The sequence below is a fragment of the Devosia lacusdianchii genome (assembly GCF_022429625.1).
In the GTDB taxonomy this organism is placed as follows: Bacteria; Pseudomonadota; Alphaproteobacteria; order Rhizobiales; family Devosiaceae; genus Devosia; species Devosia lacusdianchii.
The window spans coordinates 2106109-2124912 of the sequence record NZ_CP092483.1; the positions used below are offsets into that span (position 1 = coordinate 2106109).

Here is an 18804-nt window from a genome sequence, read left to right on the forward strand (position 1 = left end):
CCACACCGACGCAAGGCCCGCCCGGCACCATGACCCTTAGAAATCAAGTCCTCGTCTGGGTCACCTTCCTCGTGGTGCTCATCCTGCTGCTGTGGCTGTTCCGCGGAATCCTGCTGCCCTTCGTTGTCGGGGCGGCACTCGCCTACCTGCTCAACCCATTGGTCAACCAATTGCAGCGCTGGCATTTCAGCCGCGGCTGGGCGACCACGGTGGTGCTGCTGAGCGTCATCACCATCTTCCTCAGCCTGTTCTTCATGCTGGTCCCGCTGATCGGTCAGCAGATTATCGGTCTGATCCAGCGCCTGCCGGGCTATGTCAGCGACTTGCAGGCACTGATTACCAAGTGGTCGCCTGAAATCAACGAATGGCTGGGGCCGGAGCGCGCCGCGCAGCTCCAGACGAGCATCAGTGCCATGACCACGCAGGTGCTGGGCTTTATTGCGGCTTTGCCGGCGGAACTGGTCAATATCGGGCTGACAGGCGCCGGCGTCATCGGCTTCACTCTGCTGACCCCGGTCGTGGCTTTCTACCTGCTGCTGGACTGGGAAAGCATGGTCCGCGGTCTGCAGGCCCTGATTCCGCCGATCTATCGCCCGGAGATCAATGGCATCCTCGGAGACATCGACAAGTCCATGGCCGGCGTTATTCGCGGGCAGGGCGGTGTGCTGCTGATCGATGCGGCGTTCTACGCCACGGCGCTAAGCCTCATCGGACTGAATTTCGGCCTTGCCGTTGGGCTCATCGGCGGCCTGCTCAGCTTTATCCCGTTCGTCGGCTTTGCCGTTGGCTTCGCCCTTTCGGTGGGCATCGCCATCGTCCAGTTCTGGCCCAATTACTGGATGGTGGTCGCCGTCTGCGCCATTTTCATGGGGTGGCAGTTTGTGGAAGGCAATATTCTCTACCCCAAGCTGGTTGGCTCTAGCATCAACATCAACCCGGTCTGGCTGATGTTCGCCCTGCTGGCTTTCGGCGCGCTGTTCGGTTTCGTCGGCCTGCTGCTGGCCGTACCGCTGGCAGCGATCGGCGGCGTCCTCGTCCGCTACGGCGTGTCAAAGTACAAGGCTAGTACTCTCTATCTCGGGCAGAATGGTGGAGCCGGTGGCGATACCTCCGCCCCCTGATCCATCGACCGGCAAGGGCCAGCTCGCGCTCGAACTCGGCCACACGCCCGCACAGGGCGAAGCCGACTTCCTGGTAGGCGAGGGCAATGTGCTGGCGCATGGCCGTTTGCTGGCCTTTCCGCATTGGCCCGACCCGATCACCTTGCTGATCGGCCCGGTCAGCTCCGGCAAGTCCCACCTTGCGCGGATTTTTGCCGATCGGAGCGGCGCCCGCTTTGCCGGTGTGGCGGACCTCGAAGCCTTCGCGACAGAGGGCGGGCAGTCACCATTGATCGTCGAGGATGTCGACCGGCTGGCCTATGACGAGGCCGGCTTGTTCCACTTGCTGAATCAGTCGATGCGCGAAACGCGCCCTTTGCTGCTGACGGCGCGGGAAGACGTTGCGAACTGGCCGCTGGCGACCGATGATGTACGCTCTCGGGCAAGGCGAGCGACGGCGTTCACATTGGAACTGACGGATGACATTCAACTGTCACATATGTTCGTGAAACTGTTCGGAGATCGGCAGATCAAGGTCGATCCGAAGGTCGTCGGCTACTTGGTTGCACGCATGGAGCGGTCCACCGAGGAAGTCGCGCTTCTTGCCGACCTGATGGACAGGCTGGCACTGGCCAGGGGAACTGCCATTACCCGCAGCATCGCCGCCGCAGCTCTCGATCGCCGCCGAGAAGCCCGCGGCGAGGCGAGCAACGAACAGGACTGGGATACCCAAGACGATGAATGAAATGAGCGAGTTCGCCGAGTCCGACGGCACGGTTCCCGATATCGAGGCCCTGCGTAGGAGCCCGGCACGCTTCGTCAATCGCGAGGTGAGCTGGCTTCAGTTCAACATGCGTGTGCTAGAGGAAGCCGGCAATGTGAACCACCCGCTGCTCGAGCGTCTGCGCTTCGTCTCCATCTCGGCCAACAATCTCGACGAGTTCTACATGGTCCGCGTGGCCGGCCTCAAAGGCCAGCTTCGCGCCGGCCTGAGCAAGCAGAGCGCAGATGGGCTGACCCCCGCCGAGCAGCTCGAGGAAATCGCCACGCTGGCCCAGCACCTGCAGCTGGAGCAGCAGGACCATTGGCAGAACCTGCGCGAAGAACTGTTCGCGCAAAACGTGGTGATCCACGAGGAAGACGATCTCACCACCGATCAGATCAACTATCTGCAGAAGCTGTTCCGCGAAGAAATCTTCCCGGTGCTGACGCCGATCGCCGTCGATCCGGCCCACCCATTTCCGTTCATCCCAAATCTTGGGTTGGCGCTAGCCTTCGAGCTGAAGCGTCCCGACAATGACCTGCCGCTGACCGCGCTTGTCCGTATCCCCGGCAATCTCGACCGCTTCATCAACCTGCCTAGCGGGCTGGTCTCCGAGGGCCGGAGCGAAGTCGTGACCATTGACACGCTGGTCAAGCTGTTCTTCCACAAGATGTTCCCCGGCCATGAAGTGGTCGGCTCGGGGGCCTTCCGCGTCATCCGTGACAGCGAAATCGAAATCGACGACGAAGCCGCCGACCTGGTGGTGGAGTTCGAGTCCGCCCTGCGTCAGCGCCGTCGCGGCCAGGTGATCCGCCTCGAGATCGAAAGCTCCATGCCACGGGCACTCAAGCGCCAGATCGCCGAGCAGCTCGGCGTCAAGGACGGCGACGTCTTCGAGGTGCACGGCTTCCTCGGCCTTGCCGACGCCCGCAAGATCTGCGACGTCGACCGCGCCGACCTCAAGTTCACGCCCTATCACGCCCGTTTCCCGGAGCGTATCCGCGATTACAACGGCGACAGCTTCGCCGCCATTCGCGCCAAGGACATCCTGGTGCACCACCCGTTCGAGAGCTTCGACGTGGTGGCGCAGTTCCTGATGCAGGCGGCGCGCGACCCTGATGTGGTCGCCATCAAGCAGACGCTCTACCGCACCTCGGCCGACAGCCCGATCATCAAGGCGCTCGTGCTGGCCGCCGAGGCGGGCAAGTCGGTGACATGCCTTGTCGAACTCAAGGCGCGTTTCGACGAAGAGGCCAATATTCGCTGGGCCCGCGATCTGGAGCGGGCGGGGGCGCAGGTCGTGTTCGGTTTCATCGAACTCAAGACCCACGCCAAGCTCAGCCAGGTCGTGAGGCGCGAAAAGGGCAAACTGGTGAGCTATTGCCATATCGGCACCGGCAACTACCACCCGATCACTGCCAAGATTTACACCGACCTGAGCTACTTCACGATCGATCCGGCCATCACGCGCGACGTGGCGCGGGTGTTCAACTTCATCACCGGCTATGCCCGCCCGACCGAGCTCGAGACCATCGCTGTCTCGCCGGTCAACCTGCGCCAGACGCTGCTCGATAGCATCAGCCGCGAAATAGAATTCGCGCGCAGCGGTCAAGCCGCGAGCATCCTGCTCAAGATGAACTCGCTGGTCGACCCACAGATCATCGACGCGCTCTACGACGCCAGCCAGGCGGGCGTGAAGGTCGACCTGATCGTGCGCGGCATCTGCTGCCTGCGTCCTGGCATTCCGGGGTTCTCCGAGAATATCCGTGTGAAATCGGTGGTTGGCCGCTTCCTCGAGCACAGCCGCATTTATTGCTTCGGCAATGGCGAGACGATGCCCAATCCGCGCGCCAAGGTGTATATTTCGTCCGCGGACCTGATGGGCAGGAACCTGGATGGCCGCGTCGAGGTGATGGTGCCGATTCTCAACAACACCGTGCATAAGCAAATCCTCGACCGAATACTGGTTGCCTATCAGCGCGACAACCAGCAGAGCTGGGAAGTGCTGCCGGATGGCAGTTCCCATCGAGTGCGCGTGGCAGAAGGCGAAGAACCCTTCAACGCGCACGACTATTTCATGACCAATCCTTCGCTGTCTGGACGCGGCAGCGCCGGCCTGGTCGAGGGTGACGAGGGCCTGGCTTGAATCAATTCTGGGGCGTCGATGCCGATCCGACCGCGCAGGGCCGCATCAAGGGCGCCAAGCCCGTGGCGGTGCTGGATATCGGCTCCAACTCGGTCCGCCTCGTCGTCTATGAGCGACATGCGCGGGCCCTGACGCCGCTCTACAACGAAAAATCGGCCTGCGCCCTCGGCCGCGGCGTGGGCCAAACCGGCCGGCTGGCCGACGCCAACGTCGCCCAGGCGCTCAATGCCATCCAGCGCTTTGCGCTGGTCGCCCGGATGATGCGCGTGGGCAAAGTCTGCGTGCTCGCCACCTCGGCCGTGCGCGACGCCGCCAACCGCCAGGAATTCGTCGACGCCGTCGAGGCGCTGATGGATAGCAAGGTGCAGGTGCTGAGCGGCGAGCAGGAAGCGCATTACGCCGCGCTTGGCGCGGTCGCTGGCATTCCCGAATTCGACGGCATTGTCGGCGACCTGGGGGGCGGCAGCCTTGAGCTCTCGGCCATTCTCCACGGTTCCGATACGGACGGGCAATCGTATGAATTAGGCGTCATCCGCCTTCAGGACGACAGTAATGGCTCTGCGGTACGGGCCGCGGCGATCGTTCGCGAGCGCCTGCAGAAGTCTTCGCTGACCAAGATTCGCAAGGGCGCTTCGTTCGCTGCGATTGGCGGCACGTGGCGTTCGCTGGCCAAACTGCATCAGATCGTCAGTGGTTATCCGCTGCACATGGTGCAGCACTACATCGTCCCCGCCGAGGACATGATCCGCTTCTGCAACGACATTATGGGTGGCGCTTCTCTTAAGTCCTATACCGGATCGGAGCATGTGAGCTCGTCGCGGCGCGAGCTGGTCCCGTTTGGTGCGGCCGTGCTGAGCGAAGTGCTAAAGGCCGGACAATTCGCCAATGTGGTGTTTTCCGCGCTGGGCGTGCGCGAGGGCTACCTTTACGGCATGCTGGACAAGCGCGAGCAGGCCATCGATCCACTGATACAGGGCGCAGAGGAGCTTTCGGTGCTGCGCTCGCGGTCGCCGGCGCATGCCAGCGATCTCGTCGAGTTCACCGGACAGTTTCTTGCGGTGTCGGGGACACCGGAAACCGCAGAACAGGCCCGGCTGCGCACGGTGGCATGCCTGTTGGCTGATATTAGTTGGCGCGCTCATCCCGATTATCGCGGCCTGCAGAGCGTGGACGCCGTGGCCTATGGCTCGCTGAGCGGCGTCGACCATCCGGGCCGCGCCTTCCTCGCCCAGGTTATGGCCATCCGCTATGACGGGCTCAAGAGCAAGGCGGCCGCTCCGCTGGCGGTGCTGGGATCGGCTGAGATCACCAGCCGCGCTCGGTTGGTCGGAGCGCTATTCCGGGTGGCTTATCCGATGACTGCAGCCATGCCGGGCATCCTGCCGCGCATCCGCTTCGAGATGAGCGGCAATACGCTGTCGCTGATCCTGCCCAGTGACCTGGCTTTCCTCGACGGGGAACACCTGCAAGGGCGGCTCGAGCAATTTGCCGGTGTGGCCGGCATCAAGTCCGCTAAGGTTCGGGTCGACTAGTCGGCGGCGACGGCTTCCTGCACCGAGAACTCGACGACGCCCTTGCGTGTGGCGACCAGGCCGATGCGACCGTGCTTGATATCAAGCGCTTTGTCACCAAACAGCTTCCGCCGCCAGCCTTTGAGGGCAGGGACGTCGGCATCGTCATCGAGCACCAAAGCGTCGATTTCGTCGGACGTCGCGATGATGCGGGCGGCAACGCCATGCTGTTCGGCCACCGATTTCAGCAGCACGCGAACGAGATCGCCCACTGCGCCTTTGGGCGAGGGGCCCCGGTAGCGTTCGGGCATGGCCGGCAGCTCTGCCTTGGTGAGCGCTTCTACTTCCTTGAGCAGGCCCATGATCTCGGCAGCGGCCGAGCTGCGGCCGAAACCACGCGGCACTGCGCGCAGCTTCTCGAATGCATCAGGTGTCAAAGGACGCTGCTGCGCCAACTCGAACAATACGTCATCCTTCAGCACGCGGCTGCGCGGCTGGTCGCTATCCTGTGCCCGCCGCTCGCGCCATTCCGCGAGTTTCTTCATCGCCGCCAGGTCGCGCGGGCGATTGATCTTCATCTTGAGGCGTTCCCAGGCCTGATCAGGCTGGACGACATAGGTATCGATGCTGCGTAGCACGCCCAGTTCGTCCTCGACCCAGTCCCACCGCTTGGTGGCGTCCACCTGCTTGCGCAGTTCGCGATAGATGTCGCGCAGATGCGTGACGTCGGCGAGTGCATAAAGGCGCTGCTTTTCTGAGAGCGGGCGGGCCGACCAATCGGTGAAGCGAGACGACTTGTCGAGCTCCACATTGGTAATTGAGCGGACCAGATTGTCGTAGGAGACACTATCGCCAAAGCCGCAGACGCTAGCCGCAACCTGGGTGTCGAAGATGTTGACGGGCACCTTGCCCGTCAGTTTGACAAAAATTTCTATGTCCTGCCGGGCGGCATGGAACACCTTGGTGACGTTGGGATTGGCCAGGAGATCGAAGAACGGCGTGAGATCGAATCCGGGAGTCAGCGGATCGATCAGCACAGCCTCATCATCAGTGGCGACCTGGATGAGACAGAGTTTGGGCCAGTAAGTCGTTTCGCGCAGGAACTCGGTATCAACAGTCACAAAATCGAACTTCGCAGCGCGCTCGCAAAAAGCGGCGAGCACATCTGTGGAAACAATGAGGTCCATACCGGCGTCCGTCTCAAATTCGTCAAGATTGTTACTAGCAGGTGAATCAGGTCCACTCCAGACAGCATTTGTTGAGTACTCGGCCAAGGTTAGCGCGGCGCGCTTCGGGCTGGAGCGGATAGGCCCATCCAGCTTGACAAGCGGGGGCTCCCATGCGCTTTTCCCGCCCAAGATTCCGGCCTTTTCCCAGAGCTTTCAAATGACTTCACATCGCTACCGCTCGCACACTTGCGGGGCTCTCACCGCCAAGGATGCCGGTCAAACTGTTCGTCTCAGTGGCTGGGTTCACCGCATTCGCGACCATGGCGGGCTGCTGTTCATGGATTTGCGCGACCATTACGGGCTGACCCAGGCCGTTATCGATCCTGATTCTCCCGCCTTTGCGGCCGCTGAAAAGGTGCGCTCGGAGTGGGTCATCCGCATCGATGGCGAAGTGAAGCCGCGCGACGCTGCAGCCGTGAACCCGAACCTGCCCACCGGCACGATCGAAGTTTTCATTCGCGAGATCGAAGTGCTCTCGGCCGCCAAGGAACTGCCGCTGCCCGTGTTCGGCGATCAGGAGTATCCTGAGGATGTGCGGCTGAAGTACCGCTTTCTCGACCTGCGCCGCGAAAAGCTGCATGCCAACATCGTCCGCCGCACCAAGGTGATCTCGGCAATGCGCAACAGCATGGCCGATGCCGGCTTCGCGGAGTATTCGACCCCGATCCTGACGGCCTCGTCGCCGGAAGGCGCACGCGACTTCCTCGTGCCGTCACGCATTCATCCCGGCAAGTTCTTCGCGCTGCCGCAGGCTCCACAGCAGTATAAGCAATTGTTGATGGTGGCGGGCTTTGACCGCTATTTCCAGATCGCGCCGTGCTTCCGCGACGAAGACCCGCGCGCCGATCGCCTGCCGGGCGAATTCTACCAGCTCGACTTGGAGATGAGCTTCGTTACGCAGGAAGACGTCTGGAACACCATGACGCCCGTCATCACCGGCATCTTCGAGCAGTTTGCCGACGGCAAGCGCGTCAACAAGGAATGGCCGCGCATTCCCTACGACACTGCCATCCGCAAATACGGTTCGGATAAGCCCGACCTGCGCAACCCGATCGAGATGCAGGCCGTGACGGAGCACTTTGCCGGTTCGGGTTTCAAGGTCTTTGCCAGCCAGATCGAAGCTGATTCCAAGGTCGAAGTCTGGGCCATTCCGGCCAAGAACAAGGCCGGGGCAGAGCCCATTGGTCGCGCCTTCTGCGATCGCATGAACGCCTGGGCGCAAGGCGAGGGCCAGCCGGGCCTCGGCTACATCTTCTTCAAGGACGGGCAGGGCTCCGGCCCCATCGCCAAGAATATCGGCGAGGAGCGCACGGCCGCCCTCAAGGTGCAGCTTGGCCTGGATGACGGCGACGCCGTGTTCTTCGTCTGCGGCCGCCCGGAGAAGTTCTACAAGTTCGCCGGCGAGGCCCGCACCAAGGCTGGCACCGATCTTGGCCTCGTCGACACCGAGCAGTTCGCACTGTGCTGGATCGTCGACTTCCCGTTCTACGAGTGGGACGAGGAAGAAAAGCGCGTGGACTTCGCCCACAACCCGTTCTCCATGCCCCAGGGCGGCATCGAGGCGCTCAACGGCCAGGACCCGCTGACCATCAAGGCGTATCAGTATGACGCCGTCTGCAACGGCTACGAAATCGCCTCCGGGTCGATCCGTAACCAGTTGCCCGAGACTATGGTCCGCGCCTTCGAGCTGACCGGCAAGAGCCGCGACGAGGTCGAAGAACAGTTCGGCGGCCTATACCGCGCCTTCCAGTACGGCGCACCACCGCATGGCGGCGCAGCGTTCGGCGTGGATCGCATCGTCATGCTGCTCTGCGGCGTGCAGAACCTGCGCGAGATCACTGCCTTCCCGATGAACCAGCAGGCCGAAGACCTGTTGATGGGCGCTCCGAGCCCCGCTGCGCCCAAGCAATTGCGTGAGCTGAGCATCCGTCTGAACGTCCAGGACAAGTAAGGTTCGGCAATACCTATTGATACCTATTGCAGGCGGCCATCCGGACTCGGGATGGCCGCCTTTTTTGTTAGTGGGCAGGCGGTTGCGGCAGGTCGTTATGGTTTCCATCAATTAACCAGCATTAATGATCCGTTAAACGCTGATTGGTACCGGTGAAGTACCGAATGATCCTGTTTCCGGATTCGTGCAGTGAAATCGCGCTACTCCCATATCCTGATGCTCATGGGCGCTATCCTGGCGTTCCTGCCCATCATGGCGGTGGATTACCTGCTCGACGCCTACGTCCGCATGCGCGAAAAGGATGTTACGCAACAATATGTTGCTGCCATTGCCTCCCAAATAGAAACCGGTACGAACGACGCCATTTCATCGCTGCGCCGCATTCTGGCCGATAGCCCGTCGCTCTGCACGCCGACCTTCATCGCCAATGTGCAGCAGGCGATCGAGTCCAGTATCAATATGAAGCAGGTGTTGGTCGAGAACGCCGATGGCGTTCAATATTGCGACGCCTTCGGCCGCGCCGTCAGCTATTCGCCGCTGTCCGAAAGCCTGCCTGTGCCGGGCCATACCGAGACCATCAGCATCGTGTCACTTGGCGGCATGGCGATGCCCGCGCTCAAGATCACCCAATCCTTCGGGGATACGCGCCGCGTATCGGCATTCGTGCCGTTGTTAGGACAAAGCCAGGCCGCGCTGACCGAGGGTCTGCAGGGCGCCGCCATGCTGCGCGTATTGCTGACCAATGGGACGTCGGTGCTGACCATCGGCGATCCGACCGGTTTCGACCGGCGTTCATCGGCTACCGAGTTCATTTATTCGCAGGGCTTCGCCGGCGAACTTCCGCTCAAGGTAGAATATGCGCTGCCTTTTGCCATGGCGCGGGCAGGCTATACCGATCTCGATGTAGGCTTCACGGTCATTGCCTGCCTGATGAGCGCGGCCTTCCTGGTCCTGTCGCTGCATTATGTACGCCGCTCACGCGTGCCCGCCTTCGATCTCGAGCGCGCTATCGCGCGGGGCGAAATCAAGCCCTACTACCAGCCGGTCATCAACCTGCGCACCGGAGAACTCGCCGGCTGCGAAGTGCTATGCCGTTGGGAGAAGAAGAACGGCAAGGTCATACCGCCAGGAGCGTTCATCGACTATGCCGAGGTCACCGGCCTTGCCATCCCCATGACACTCTCGCTGATGCAGCAGGTCAAGTACGACCTGGGCGAAATCTGCCGGCAGATGCCGGGCATCAAGGTCTCGATCAATCTCTTCGAGGGCCATTTCCGCGACGGTAGCATCGTCGAGGACGTGCAGGCGATCTTTGGCAATTCTCTGGTCGAGTTCCATCAACTCGTCTTCGAGATCACCGAACGCCATCCGCTGGCCAATTCGGCGATCGCCAATAGTGTCATTGCGGGCCTGCATGCCCTTGGCTCCCGCCTCGCACTCGATGACGCGGGCACCGGGCACTCCAATCTGGCCTATCTTGGTACGCTGGGTGTGGACGTGATCAAGATCGACCGCGTGTTCGTGGACATGATCAAGCCAGGCACCACGCAGGTTGCGGTACTGGACGGGCTCATCGCCATGGCCAAGGATCTCGATTGCGAAATTGTCGCCGAAGGTGTGGAGACCGAGGCGCAGGCCCTCTACCTGCGGGCTCGCGGCGTGATCTTCGCCCAGGGCTTCATCTTTGCTCCCGCACTCAAGATCGGCGCGTTCAAGGAGCTTGCTTTGGCCCTGCACGCCACGCAAACGCCGCGCAGCCGCATCGAGGGCATCGTCGCCAGCGCCGCCTGAGCCGGGTTCGACTTTAGTTGAACCCAACCACTGCCATTGACCCTTTTCATCGCCAGCAATTGGTGGCACCAACGCGTGCTCACGGTTGAGCGTTCAACACCATCGTTGAATGTGAGCGAGGAGGATTGCGTGTCGACTGACGTCAATGAACAGCGGAAGGCTCTCCGCGAGGCAGCGCTGCATTTCCACGAGTTCCCCAAGCCCGGCAAGCTCGAAATCCAGGCGACCAAGCCCCTCGGCAACCAGCGCGACCTGGCACTGGCCTATTCGCCCGGCGTGGCTGCGCCATGCGAGGAGATCGCCGCCGACCCCGACACCGTATCGCGCTATACCTCGCGCCAGAATCTCGTGGCCGTGATTTCCAACGGCACCGCCGTGCTCGGCCTGGGCAATATCGGCGCGCTGGCTTCGAAGCCGGTGATGGAAGGCAAGGCCGTCCTGTTCAAGAAATTCGCCGGCATCGACGTGTTCGACCTCGAAATCGACGAGATCGAGCCGCAGAAATTCATCGATGCCGTGGCACCGCTCTGGCCCACCTTTGGTGGCATCAACCTTGAGGATATCCGCGCGCCAGACTGCTTCGAGATCGAGGAAACGCTGCGCGAGCGCATGCCGATCCCCGTCTTCCACGACGACCAGCATGGCACGGCCATCATCGTGGGCGCGGCCGTGCTCAACGGGCTGGAGCTCAAGGGCAAGAAGATCGAGGACGTCAAGATTTGCGCCTCGGGGGCAGGGGCCGCGGCTATCGCCTGCCTCAATGTGCTGGTGGCCCTCGGTGCCAAGCACGAGAATATCTGGGTCGCCGACAAGGATGGCCTCGTCACCCACAAGCGCAACGACGTCAATGACAAGTGGCGCGGCCAATTCCGCCGGACCAGTGATGCGACTACGCTCGCCGAGGTCATCGAGGGAGCCGACATTTTCCTCGGCCTGTCGGCGGCCGGCGCGCTGAAGCCGGAAATGCTGGAGAAGATGGCGCCCAAGCCGCTGATCCTGGCGCTGGCCAACCCCAATCCCGAGATCATGCCCGAGGTCGCCAAGGCGACCCGCCTGGACGCGATGGTCTGCACCGGCCGGTCGGACTATCCCAACCAGGTCAACAATGTCCTATGCTTCCCCTTCATCTTCCGCGGCGCTCTCGACGTGGGCGCCACCACGATCAATGAAGAGATGAAGCTGGCGGCGGTCCGCGCTATCGCCAAGCTGGCACATGAACCTGGGCTCGAAGTGTCGCCGTCCGGCGCGCCGGCCGTGTTCGGGCCCGACCACATCATCCCCAACCCGTTCGACCAGCGCCTGATCCTGCGCATCGCACCGGCTGTGGCGCGTGCCGCCATGGAATCGGGCGTCGCCAAGAAGCCGATCACCGACTGGACCGCCTATCTCGACACGCTGAACCGCTTCGTGTTCCGCTCTGGCCTGGTGATGAAGCCGATCATCGACCGAGCGCAGGGCCAGAACAAGCGCATCGCCTTTGCCGACGGCGAAGACGAGCGCGTTCTGCGCGCCACCCAGGTGCTGCTCGAGGAGCGGATCGCCCGACCTATCCTGATCGGCCGCCCTTCAGTGATCGAGGCCCGCATCGAGCGCTTCGGCCTCAACCTGCGCCCCGGCACCGACTTCGAAGTCATCAACCCCGAAGACGACCCGCGCTATCGCGACTATGTGAGCCTGTTCCACTCGCTTGTGGGCCGCGACGGCGTGACGCCTGACACAGCTCGGCAAGTGGTGCGCACCAACACGACCGTCATCGGCGGCCTGGCCGTCAAGCGCGGCGAAGCCGACGCGCTGATCTGTGGCCTCCAGGGTCGTTATATCAAGCACGTGCGCGACATCCGCTCGATCATCGGCCTGCAGGATGGCGTTTCCGACGTCTCGGCGCTGTCCATGCTGATCATGCCGCGCGGCGCATTCTTCCTTGCCGATACCTATGTGAACCCGGACCCGACGCCCGACGAGATCGTCGGCATCGCGCTGCAGGCAAGCAACCATCTCAAGCGCTTCAATATCGAGGCCAAGGTGGCGCTGCTGAGCTATTCCAACTTCGGCTCGCGCGACGGCGATAGCGCCTACAAGATGCGCGACGCCTACAACAAGCTGAAGGCCACCGCGCCGAACCTGATCGTCGAAGGCGAAATGCAGGGTGACCTGGCGCTGAACCAGGAACTGCGCGACCGCTATATCCCGGACAGCGTGCTGAGCGGCGAGGCGAACCTGCTGATCTTCCCCAATCTGGACGCGGCAAACCTCTCAATGACGCTGCTCAAGGAGATGAACAACGCTCTGTCGGTTGGCCCGATCCTGATGGGCACCAAGTCGCCGGCGCATATCCTGGCGCCGTCGACCACGAGCCGAGGCATCGTCAACATGGCGGCGATTGCTGCGACCGAATCCATCGGAGCCGAGGCATGATCCGCCACACGGTCGTTTTCACGCTGAAGCATCCGGCAGGATCTGCGGAGGAGGGCGCTTTCCTTCGCGATGCAAAGATATTGGCGACGATCCCGGGCGTCAAAAAATTCGAACAATTGCGTCAGGTGAGTGCAAAGAACGACTACGCCTTCGGCTTCTCCATGGAGTTCGCGGACCAGTCGGCCTATTCCGGCTACGACCAGCACCCCGACCACGTGGCTTTCGTGCGGGATCGCTGGGTTCCGGAAGTCGCGAAGTTCCTGGAGATCGACTACGTGCCGGTTTGATGGGGTATGGCGGCGCACGTCCAGGCGTATGGAGTACTCAGTCCCCGACCACAGTCGCTTCCCGCAGACTTGATCCGCGGTCGCCATTAGCACGGCACAAGCGGCGAGAAACCCGCGGATCAAGCCCGCTGGAACGACTGTGGGTGGTGACTCATCGCGAGCGTTACAGCCATCGACTTGGCAACCCCGCGTTAAGCCCTTGTCAGCCATAGTGGCTGGGTTCCAATCTGGTTAGCCCATGCCCACCCGTCTCAAACGTCCTGCTATCTGGCGTCCCCTGGCGCTAACCGTGGCGCTGCTGGGGTTTCAGGGCTATCTCGGGTTCTCGGCCATTGGCGGCCAGTTCGGTTGGGAAAGCCGCACGCAGATCCTGATCGACATCGACCAGCTCAAGGGCAAGTCGGCTGCATTGCAGGCCGAAATTGACGCTTACCGGCACCGCGCCACGCTGATGGACACGCGCCGGCTCGATCCCGACATTGTCACGGAACGTGCACGAGCCTTGCTTAATATGGCCAATGCCGACGACGTCATCATCATGGTCGACCCGCAAACGGGTGAACCACTTTCCGGTAAATTTGAAGAATTAGCCTCAGATGAGTTAATGCAACTTATTCAAGCTGATTCAACGCTCTAGCAGCGCCGCTACGCATCCCACGAGCATTGCTTTCCCCCGATCGCTTGCACTATGATGCGCAAGTGTGGCCAACTCGGGCCAAGCGGCAAATCCATTTCGATGCGGAGCGTACCCCCATGGCGCGTAAGGCTGTGGCCACCAAGGCCAAGACGCAATCCAACGTCCCTCAGTTCACCAAGGAACAGGATCTCGAAGCCTATCGCGAGATGCTGCTGATCCGTCGCTTCGAGGAAAAGGCCGGCCAGATGTATGGCATGGGCCTGATCGGCGGCTTCTGCCACCTCTATATTGGCCAGGAAGCGGTCGTTACCGGCATCACCATGGCCAGCGAGAAGGGCAAGGATGCCCAGATCACTGGCTATCGCGACCACGGCCACATGCTGGTCATGGGACTCGACCCCAAGGGCGTTATGGCCGAGCTGACTGGTCGCCAGGGTGGTCTCAGCCGCGGCAAGGGCGGCTCGATGCATATGTTCTCCAACGAGCATCGCTTCTATGGCGGCAACGGCATCGTCGGCGCACAGGCGTCGCTTGGGACGGGCCTGGGCTTTGCGGCCAAGTACAAGGGCGACGGCTCGGTTTCGATTGCCTATTTCGGCGACGGTGCGGCCAACCAGGGCCAGGTCTATGAGAGCTTCAACATGGCCAAGCTGTGGAAGCTGCCGGTCGTGTTCATTATCGAAAACAACAAATACGCCATGGGCACCTCAATCGAGCGCTCTTCGGCAACCACCGATTTCTCCCAGCGTGGCGCATCGTTCGACATTCCGGGCGAGCAGGTCGACGGCATGGACGTTCGCATGGTCTATGACGCCGCCCAGCGCGCGATCGAGCATGCCCGCTCGGGCAAGGGCCCGTTCATCTTGGAAATGCTGACCTATCGCTACCGCGGTCATTCCATGTCCGATCCAGCGAAGTATCGCACCAAGGACGAAGTGACCAAGTATCGCCAGGAGCGCGATCCGATCGAGCAGGTGAAGGCCCGCCTGATCGAGTCGGGTGCCCAGACCGAGGAATCGCTCAAGGCCATCGAGAACGACATTCGCGCCATCGTCACGGAAGCAGCCGATTTTGCCACCAACGATCCGGAGCCGGATGCCGCCGAGCTCTGGACCGACATCACCATCAGCGCCTGAGGCCTCGATGAACGTGCTGCTGGGCGTAATTGCGCTCTTTGCCATCCTGTCTCTGGTTGCTGCGGCCATTCAGGCCGCTGCGATAGTGCGGCTGGCGCCAGCCGGTGAAAAGCTCGGCTCGTTCATGTTCCTTGGTTGGTGGAAATTCGGCCAGCTCGAGGCCAAGGCCGGCCCGGCGGCCGCGCAGAACCTCAATATCTACAAGCGCGCCGTCATCGCCTTCCTCGTGTTCGTCGTGCTCGGCATCACGCTGAGCGGCTGGGCCATCAACCAGCGACCGGCCGCCACTACCGTCTCACTGATCAACGATCCGCGCGTCATTCCTGCGGATTTCGCTTTCAATACCGACCTTCGCCGCGTGGCCACGATGCCCGGCGCCCCAATTCTGGAGAGCTGATATGCCCCAAATCCTGATGCCCGCGCTGTCGCCCACCATGGAAGAGGGCAAGCTCTCCAAATGGCTGGTCAAGGTCGGCGACACCGTCAAGTCCGGAGACGTACTGGCCGAGATCGAGACCGACAAGGCGACGATGGAAGTCGAGTCGGTCGATGAAGGGGTGGTCAAGGAATTGCTTATCGCCGAGGGCACCGAGGGCGTTCTGGTGAACACCCCGATCGCGCTCATTCTGGCCGAAGGCGAGACCGCCACGGCAGCGCCTGTCGCCAAGACCGCTCCCGAGCCGGCCGAAGCTCCTGTTGTGGCCGCGGAAAAGGCCGCTGAAGCCGCGCCGTCGGTTGCTGCTGCCCCTGCCGCGCCCAAGTTTGAAGCCCACAGCGATCCCGATCTGCCAGCCGGTGTTGAAATGGTCGAAATGACCGTGCGCCAGGCGCTGAACGAGGCGATGGCCGAAGAGCTGCGTCGCGACAAAGACGTCTTCGTCATGGGCGAGGAAGTCGCCGAGTATCAGGGCGCCTACAAGATCACCCAGAACCTGCTGCAGGAATTCGGCCCCGAGCGCATCATCGATACCCCGATCACCGAGCATGGCTTTGCCGGTCTCGCCGTCGGCGCCGCCTTTGCCGGCCTCAAGCCAATCGTCGAGTTCATGACCTGGAACTTCGCCATGCAGGCCATCGACCAGATCATCAACTCGGCCGCCAAGCAGCTCTATATGTCGGGCGGTCAGGTCAAGGCGCCCATGGTGTTCCGCGGCCCCAACGGCGCTGCCGCGCGCGTCGGCGCCCAGCACAGCCAGGACTATTCGGCCTGGTATAGCCACGTTCCCGGCCTCACCGTCATCGCGCCCTATTGCGCTGCCGACGCCAAGGGCCTGCTTAAGGCGGCGATCCGCTCGCCCAACCCGGTTGTCTTCCTCGAAAACGAAATCCTCTACGGCTCGACCGGCCTCGTGCCCAAGGTCGATGACTTCGTGCTGCCGATCGGCAAGGCCCGCATTGCGCGCAAGGGTGCTGACGTGACCATCGTGTCGTTCTCGATGGGCATGCGATACGCCACCCAGGCTACCGAAAAGCTGGTCGCTGCCGGCGTCGACGTGGAGCTTATCGACCTGCGCACCCTGCGCCCGCTCGACAGCGACACGGTCATCGAGTCGGTCAAGAAGACCGGCCGCTTGGTGACAGTGGAAGAGGGCTGGCCGCAGGGCGGTATCGGAGCCGAAATCTCGGCCCGCGTCATGGAACAGGCTTTCGATTATCTCGACGCCCCGGTGATGCGTATCACCGGCAAGGACGTGCCGATGCCCTACGCCGCCAACCTCGAAAAGCTGGCTTTGCCCAACGTCGATGAAGTGATCGCGGCGGTCAATGCCGTGACCTACCGCTCGTAAGGAGAACCGGGATGCCAATTGATATCACCATGCCGGCGCTCTCTCCGACGATGGAAGAGGGCAAGCTTGCCAAGTGGCACGTCAAGGAAGGCGACAGCGTCTCTTCCGGTGACGTGATCGCCGAGATCGAAACCGACAAGGCCACGATGGAAGTCGAGGCCGTCGACGAGGGCAAGATCGGCAAGATCATGGTCGCTGAAGGCACCGAGAACGTGAAGGTCAACGCGGTGATCGCCGTGCTGCTGCAGGAAGGCGAAAGCGCCGATGCAGCGGCAGCACCGAAAGCTGAGGCGCCAAAGGCGGCTCCCGCTGCGGAGGCTCCTACGGCTGAGGCCCCCAAGCCAGCCGCAGCGCCTGCGCCGGCCGCGACCAACAGCAATACTGGCTCCAGCGCGCCAGCCAAGGTTGCGCCCGCGCCGGCGAAGGCCGAGGGTGGCAAGGTGTTTGCTTCGCCGCTGGCCCGTCGTCTGGCAAAGGATGCCGGGATCGACGTTTCCGCGATTTCCGGCTCCGGCCCCAAGGGGCGCGTGGTCAAGTCCGACGTCGAAGCCGCCAAATCCGGCAAGACCCCGCTCAAGGCGGCGGCGCCAGCGGCGGCCGCTGCATCCGTTGCTGGCGGTGTGGCCGCTGCAGGCATGACCAAGGCCCAGGTGCTGGCGCTCTACCCCGAAGGCTCTTACGAGCTCGTGCCGAACGATGGCATGCGCAAGGTGGTGGCAGCACGCCTCACCGAGTCCAAGCAGACCGTGCCCCATTTCTACCTGACGCTCGATTGCAAGATCGATGCGCTGCTGGCCGCCCGGGAGCAGATTAATGCTCAGGCCCCCAAGGGCAAGGACGGTAAGCCGAGCTACAAGCTTTCGGTCAATGACTTCGTGATGAAGGCCTGGGCCGTGGCGCTGCAGCGCGTACCGACGGCCAACGCCACCTGGGCCGGTGACTCGATCCTCTACCACAAGCGCAGCGACGTTGCGGTTGCCGTGGCGGTGCCGGGGGGCCTGTTCACCCCGGTGGTCAAGTCCTGCGATACCAAGACGCTTCGGGAAATCTCCGAAGAGGTCAAGGATCTCGCCGGCCGCGCCCGCAACAAGAAGCTGGCGCCGCATGAATACCAGGGCGGGGCCTCCTCCGTATCCAACCTGGGCATGTTCGGCATTCGCGAATTCGCCGCCGTCATCAACCCGCCGCATGGCACCATCCTGGCCGTCGGCGTGGGTGAAGAACGCGTCTATGCCGAAGCCGGTCAGGTCAAGATCGCCAATTTCATGACCTGCACGCTGTCCTGCGACCATCGCGCTGTCGATGGTGCGCTGGGTGCGGAAGTGCTCGGCGTATTCAAGGGGCTGATCGAAAACCCAGTGATGATGCTGGCCTAAGGGGCAGGACGGATGAAAACCATTCTCGCCTTTGGCGACAGCCTCACCTACGGCGCCAATCCCATGCCGGGCGGTCCTCGTCACGCCTATGAGGACCGCTGGCCGACCCGACTCGAGGCCGGGTTGGGCGGCGCGGCTCGGGTGATTGCCGAAGGTCTCGGCGGTCGCACGACAGCCTCGGACGACTGGTACGCCGCCGCTGACCGCAATGGCGCGCGCATCCTGCCAACTCTGCTCGAAAGCCATAGCCCGCTTGATCTTGTTATCATCATGCTGGGCACCAATGATCTCAAACCGGCCATTTGTGGTTCGGCGCTTGAGGCCTCGTTCGGCATGCGGCGCCTTGTGCAGATCATCCGTGGCCACTATGCCGGCAAAGGCGAAACCGCGCCACAGATCATCCTCGTAGCGCCGCCACTGATCTGCGACACCGAGAATGCCGACATGATCGGCCATTTCGGCGGCATTCAGCATGCCATCGATCAATCCGGCCAGTTCGCCGTGCACTATGCGCGGCGCGCGCAGGAGTGGAATACCGGCTTCTTCGACGCTTCGACGGTAGCCAGGGCCGACCCTCTCGATGGGGTTCACCTCGACGCTGCCAATACAAGTGCGATCGGCGAGGGGCTCGTGCCGGTCGTCAAATCCATGCTGGGCATTTAGCCCGCTCAATCG

Annotated in this window: 15 protein-coding genes; 14 read left to right on the plus strand and 1 reads right to left on the minus strand. The window is 62.3% G+C overall.

The window, feature by feature from the left end; translation table 11 throughout:
• Nucleotides 1-29 precede the first annotated feature (29 nt).
• The 4 genes from MF606_RS10285 to MF606_RS10300 are packed head-to-tail and all read left to right on the plus strand — an operon-like array spanning nucleotide 30 to nucleotide 5541.
• On the plus strand, nucleotides 30-1121 hold the full coding sequence (locus MF606_RS10285; RefSeq protein ID WP_240233706.1) for an AI-2E family transporter: 1092 nt from the start codon (nucleotides 30-32) through the stop codon (nucleotides 1119-1121).
• Nucleotides 1087-1845 carry a P-loop NTPase family protein gene (locus tag MF606_RS10290; protein WP_240233707.1) on the plus strand — a complete coding sequence of 253 codons (759 nt, stop codon included), beginning with the start codon at nucleotides 1087-1089 and terminating at the stop codon, nucleotides 1843-1845. Before MF606_RS10285 ends, MF606_RS10290 begins: the two co-directional genes overlap by 35 nt.
• A complete protein-coding gene (locus MF606_RS10295) occupies nucleotides 1838-4009 on the plus strand; it encodes an RNA degradosome polyphosphate kinase (protein WP_240233708.1) in 2172 nt (723 codons plus the stop codon). The genes MF606_RS10290 and MF606_RS10295 overlap by 8 nt, the downstream gene beginning before the upstream one ends.
• Nucleotides 4006-5541 (plus strand): Ppx/GppA phosphatase family protein, encoded by a 1536-nt coding sequence (locus MF606_RS10300; protein WP_240233709.1) that lies wholly within the window; start codon nucleotides 4006-4008, stop codon nucleotides 5539-5541. The genes MF606_RS10295 and MF606_RS10300 overlap by 4 nt, the downstream gene beginning before the upstream one ends.
• Here MF606_RS10300 and rnd read toward each other — a convergent pair.
• A complete protein-coding gene (gene rnd, locus MF606_RS10305) occupies nucleotides 5538-6707 on the minus strand; it encodes a ribonuclease D (RefSeq protein ID WP_240233710.1) in 1170 nt (389 codons plus the stop codon). The genes MF606_RS10300 and rnd overlap by 4 nt on opposite strands.
• Before the next feature lie 199 nt (nucleotides 6708-6906).
• Between rnd and aspS the strand changes: the two genes are divergently transcribed.
• From aspS to MF606_RS10355, 10 genes are all read left to right on the plus strand, one after another.
• Nucleotides 6907-8700, plus strand: coding sequence for an aspartate--tRNA ligase (gene aspS / locus MF606_RS10310; RefSeq protein ID WP_240233711.1), 1794 nt, complete (start codon nucleotides 6907-6909; stop codon nucleotides 8698-8700).
• A 189-nt stretch (nucleotides 8701-8889) separates the two neighbouring features.
• A complete protein-coding gene (locus MF606_RS10315; protein ID WP_240233712.1) occupies nucleotides 8890-10491 on the plus strand; it encodes an EAL domain-containing protein in 1602 nt (533 codons plus the stop codon).
• 129 nt (nucleotides 10492-10620) lie between these two features.
• Nucleotides 10621-12906, plus strand: coding sequence for an NADP-dependent malic enzyme (locus tag MF606_RS10320; protein WP_240233713.1), 2286 nt, complete (start codon nucleotides 10621-10623; stop codon nucleotides 12904-12906).
• A complete protein-coding gene (locus MF606_RS10325) occupies nucleotides 12903-13193 on the plus strand; it encodes a Dabb family protein (protein ID WP_240233714.1) in 291 nt (96 codons plus the stop codon). The genes MF606_RS10320 and MF606_RS10325 overlap by 4 nt, the downstream gene beginning before the upstream one ends.
• 238 nt (nucleotides 13194-13431) lie before the next feature.
• A complete protein-coding gene (locus tag MF606_RS10330) occupies nucleotides 13432-13830 on the plus strand; it encodes an FtsB family cell division protein (protein WP_240233715.1) in 399 nt (132 codons plus the stop codon).
• A 116-nt stretch (nucleotides 13831-13946) separates the two neighbouring features.
• Complete coding sequence (gene pdhA / locus MF606_RS10335; RefSeq protein WP_240233716.1) at nucleotides 13947-14966, plus strand: pyruvate dehydrogenase (acetyl-transferring) E1 component subunit alpha; 1020 nt, start codon at nucleotides 13947-13949, stop codon at nucleotides 14964-14966.
• Nucleotides 14967-14973: 7 nt separating this feature from the next.
• Entirely contained in the window at nucleotides 14974-15363 is a 390-nt protein-coding gene (locus MF606_RS10340; RefSeq protein ID WP_240233717.1) for a hypothetical protein, read from the plus strand.
• Between the two features lies 1 nt (nucleotide 15364).
• Nucleotides 15365-16753: a pyruvate dehydrogenase complex E1 component subunit beta gene (locus MF606_RS10345; RefSeq protein WP_240233718.1), complete on the plus strand. Its 1389-nt coding sequence runs from the start codon at nucleotides 15365-15367 to the stop codon at nucleotides 16751-16753.
• Between the two features lie 11 nt (nucleotides 16754-16764).
• The gene (locus tag MF606_RS10350) at nucleotides 16765-18129 is read left to right on the plus strand and encodes a pyruvate dehydrogenase complex dihydrolipoamide acetyltransferase (RefSeq protein WP_240233719.1); all 1365 of its coding nucleotides are present in this window, start codon (nucleotides 16765-16767) and stop codon (nucleotides 18127-18129) included.
• 12 nt (nucleotides 18130-18141) lie between these two features.
• The gene (locus MF606_RS10355; protein WP_240233720.1) at nucleotides 18142-18792 is read left to right on the plus strand and encodes an SGNH/GDSL hydrolase family protein; all 651 of its coding nucleotides are present in this window, start codon (nucleotides 18142-18144) and stop codon (nucleotides 18790-18792) included.
• The last annotated feature ends 12 nt before the right edge of the window (nucleotides 18793-18804 follow it).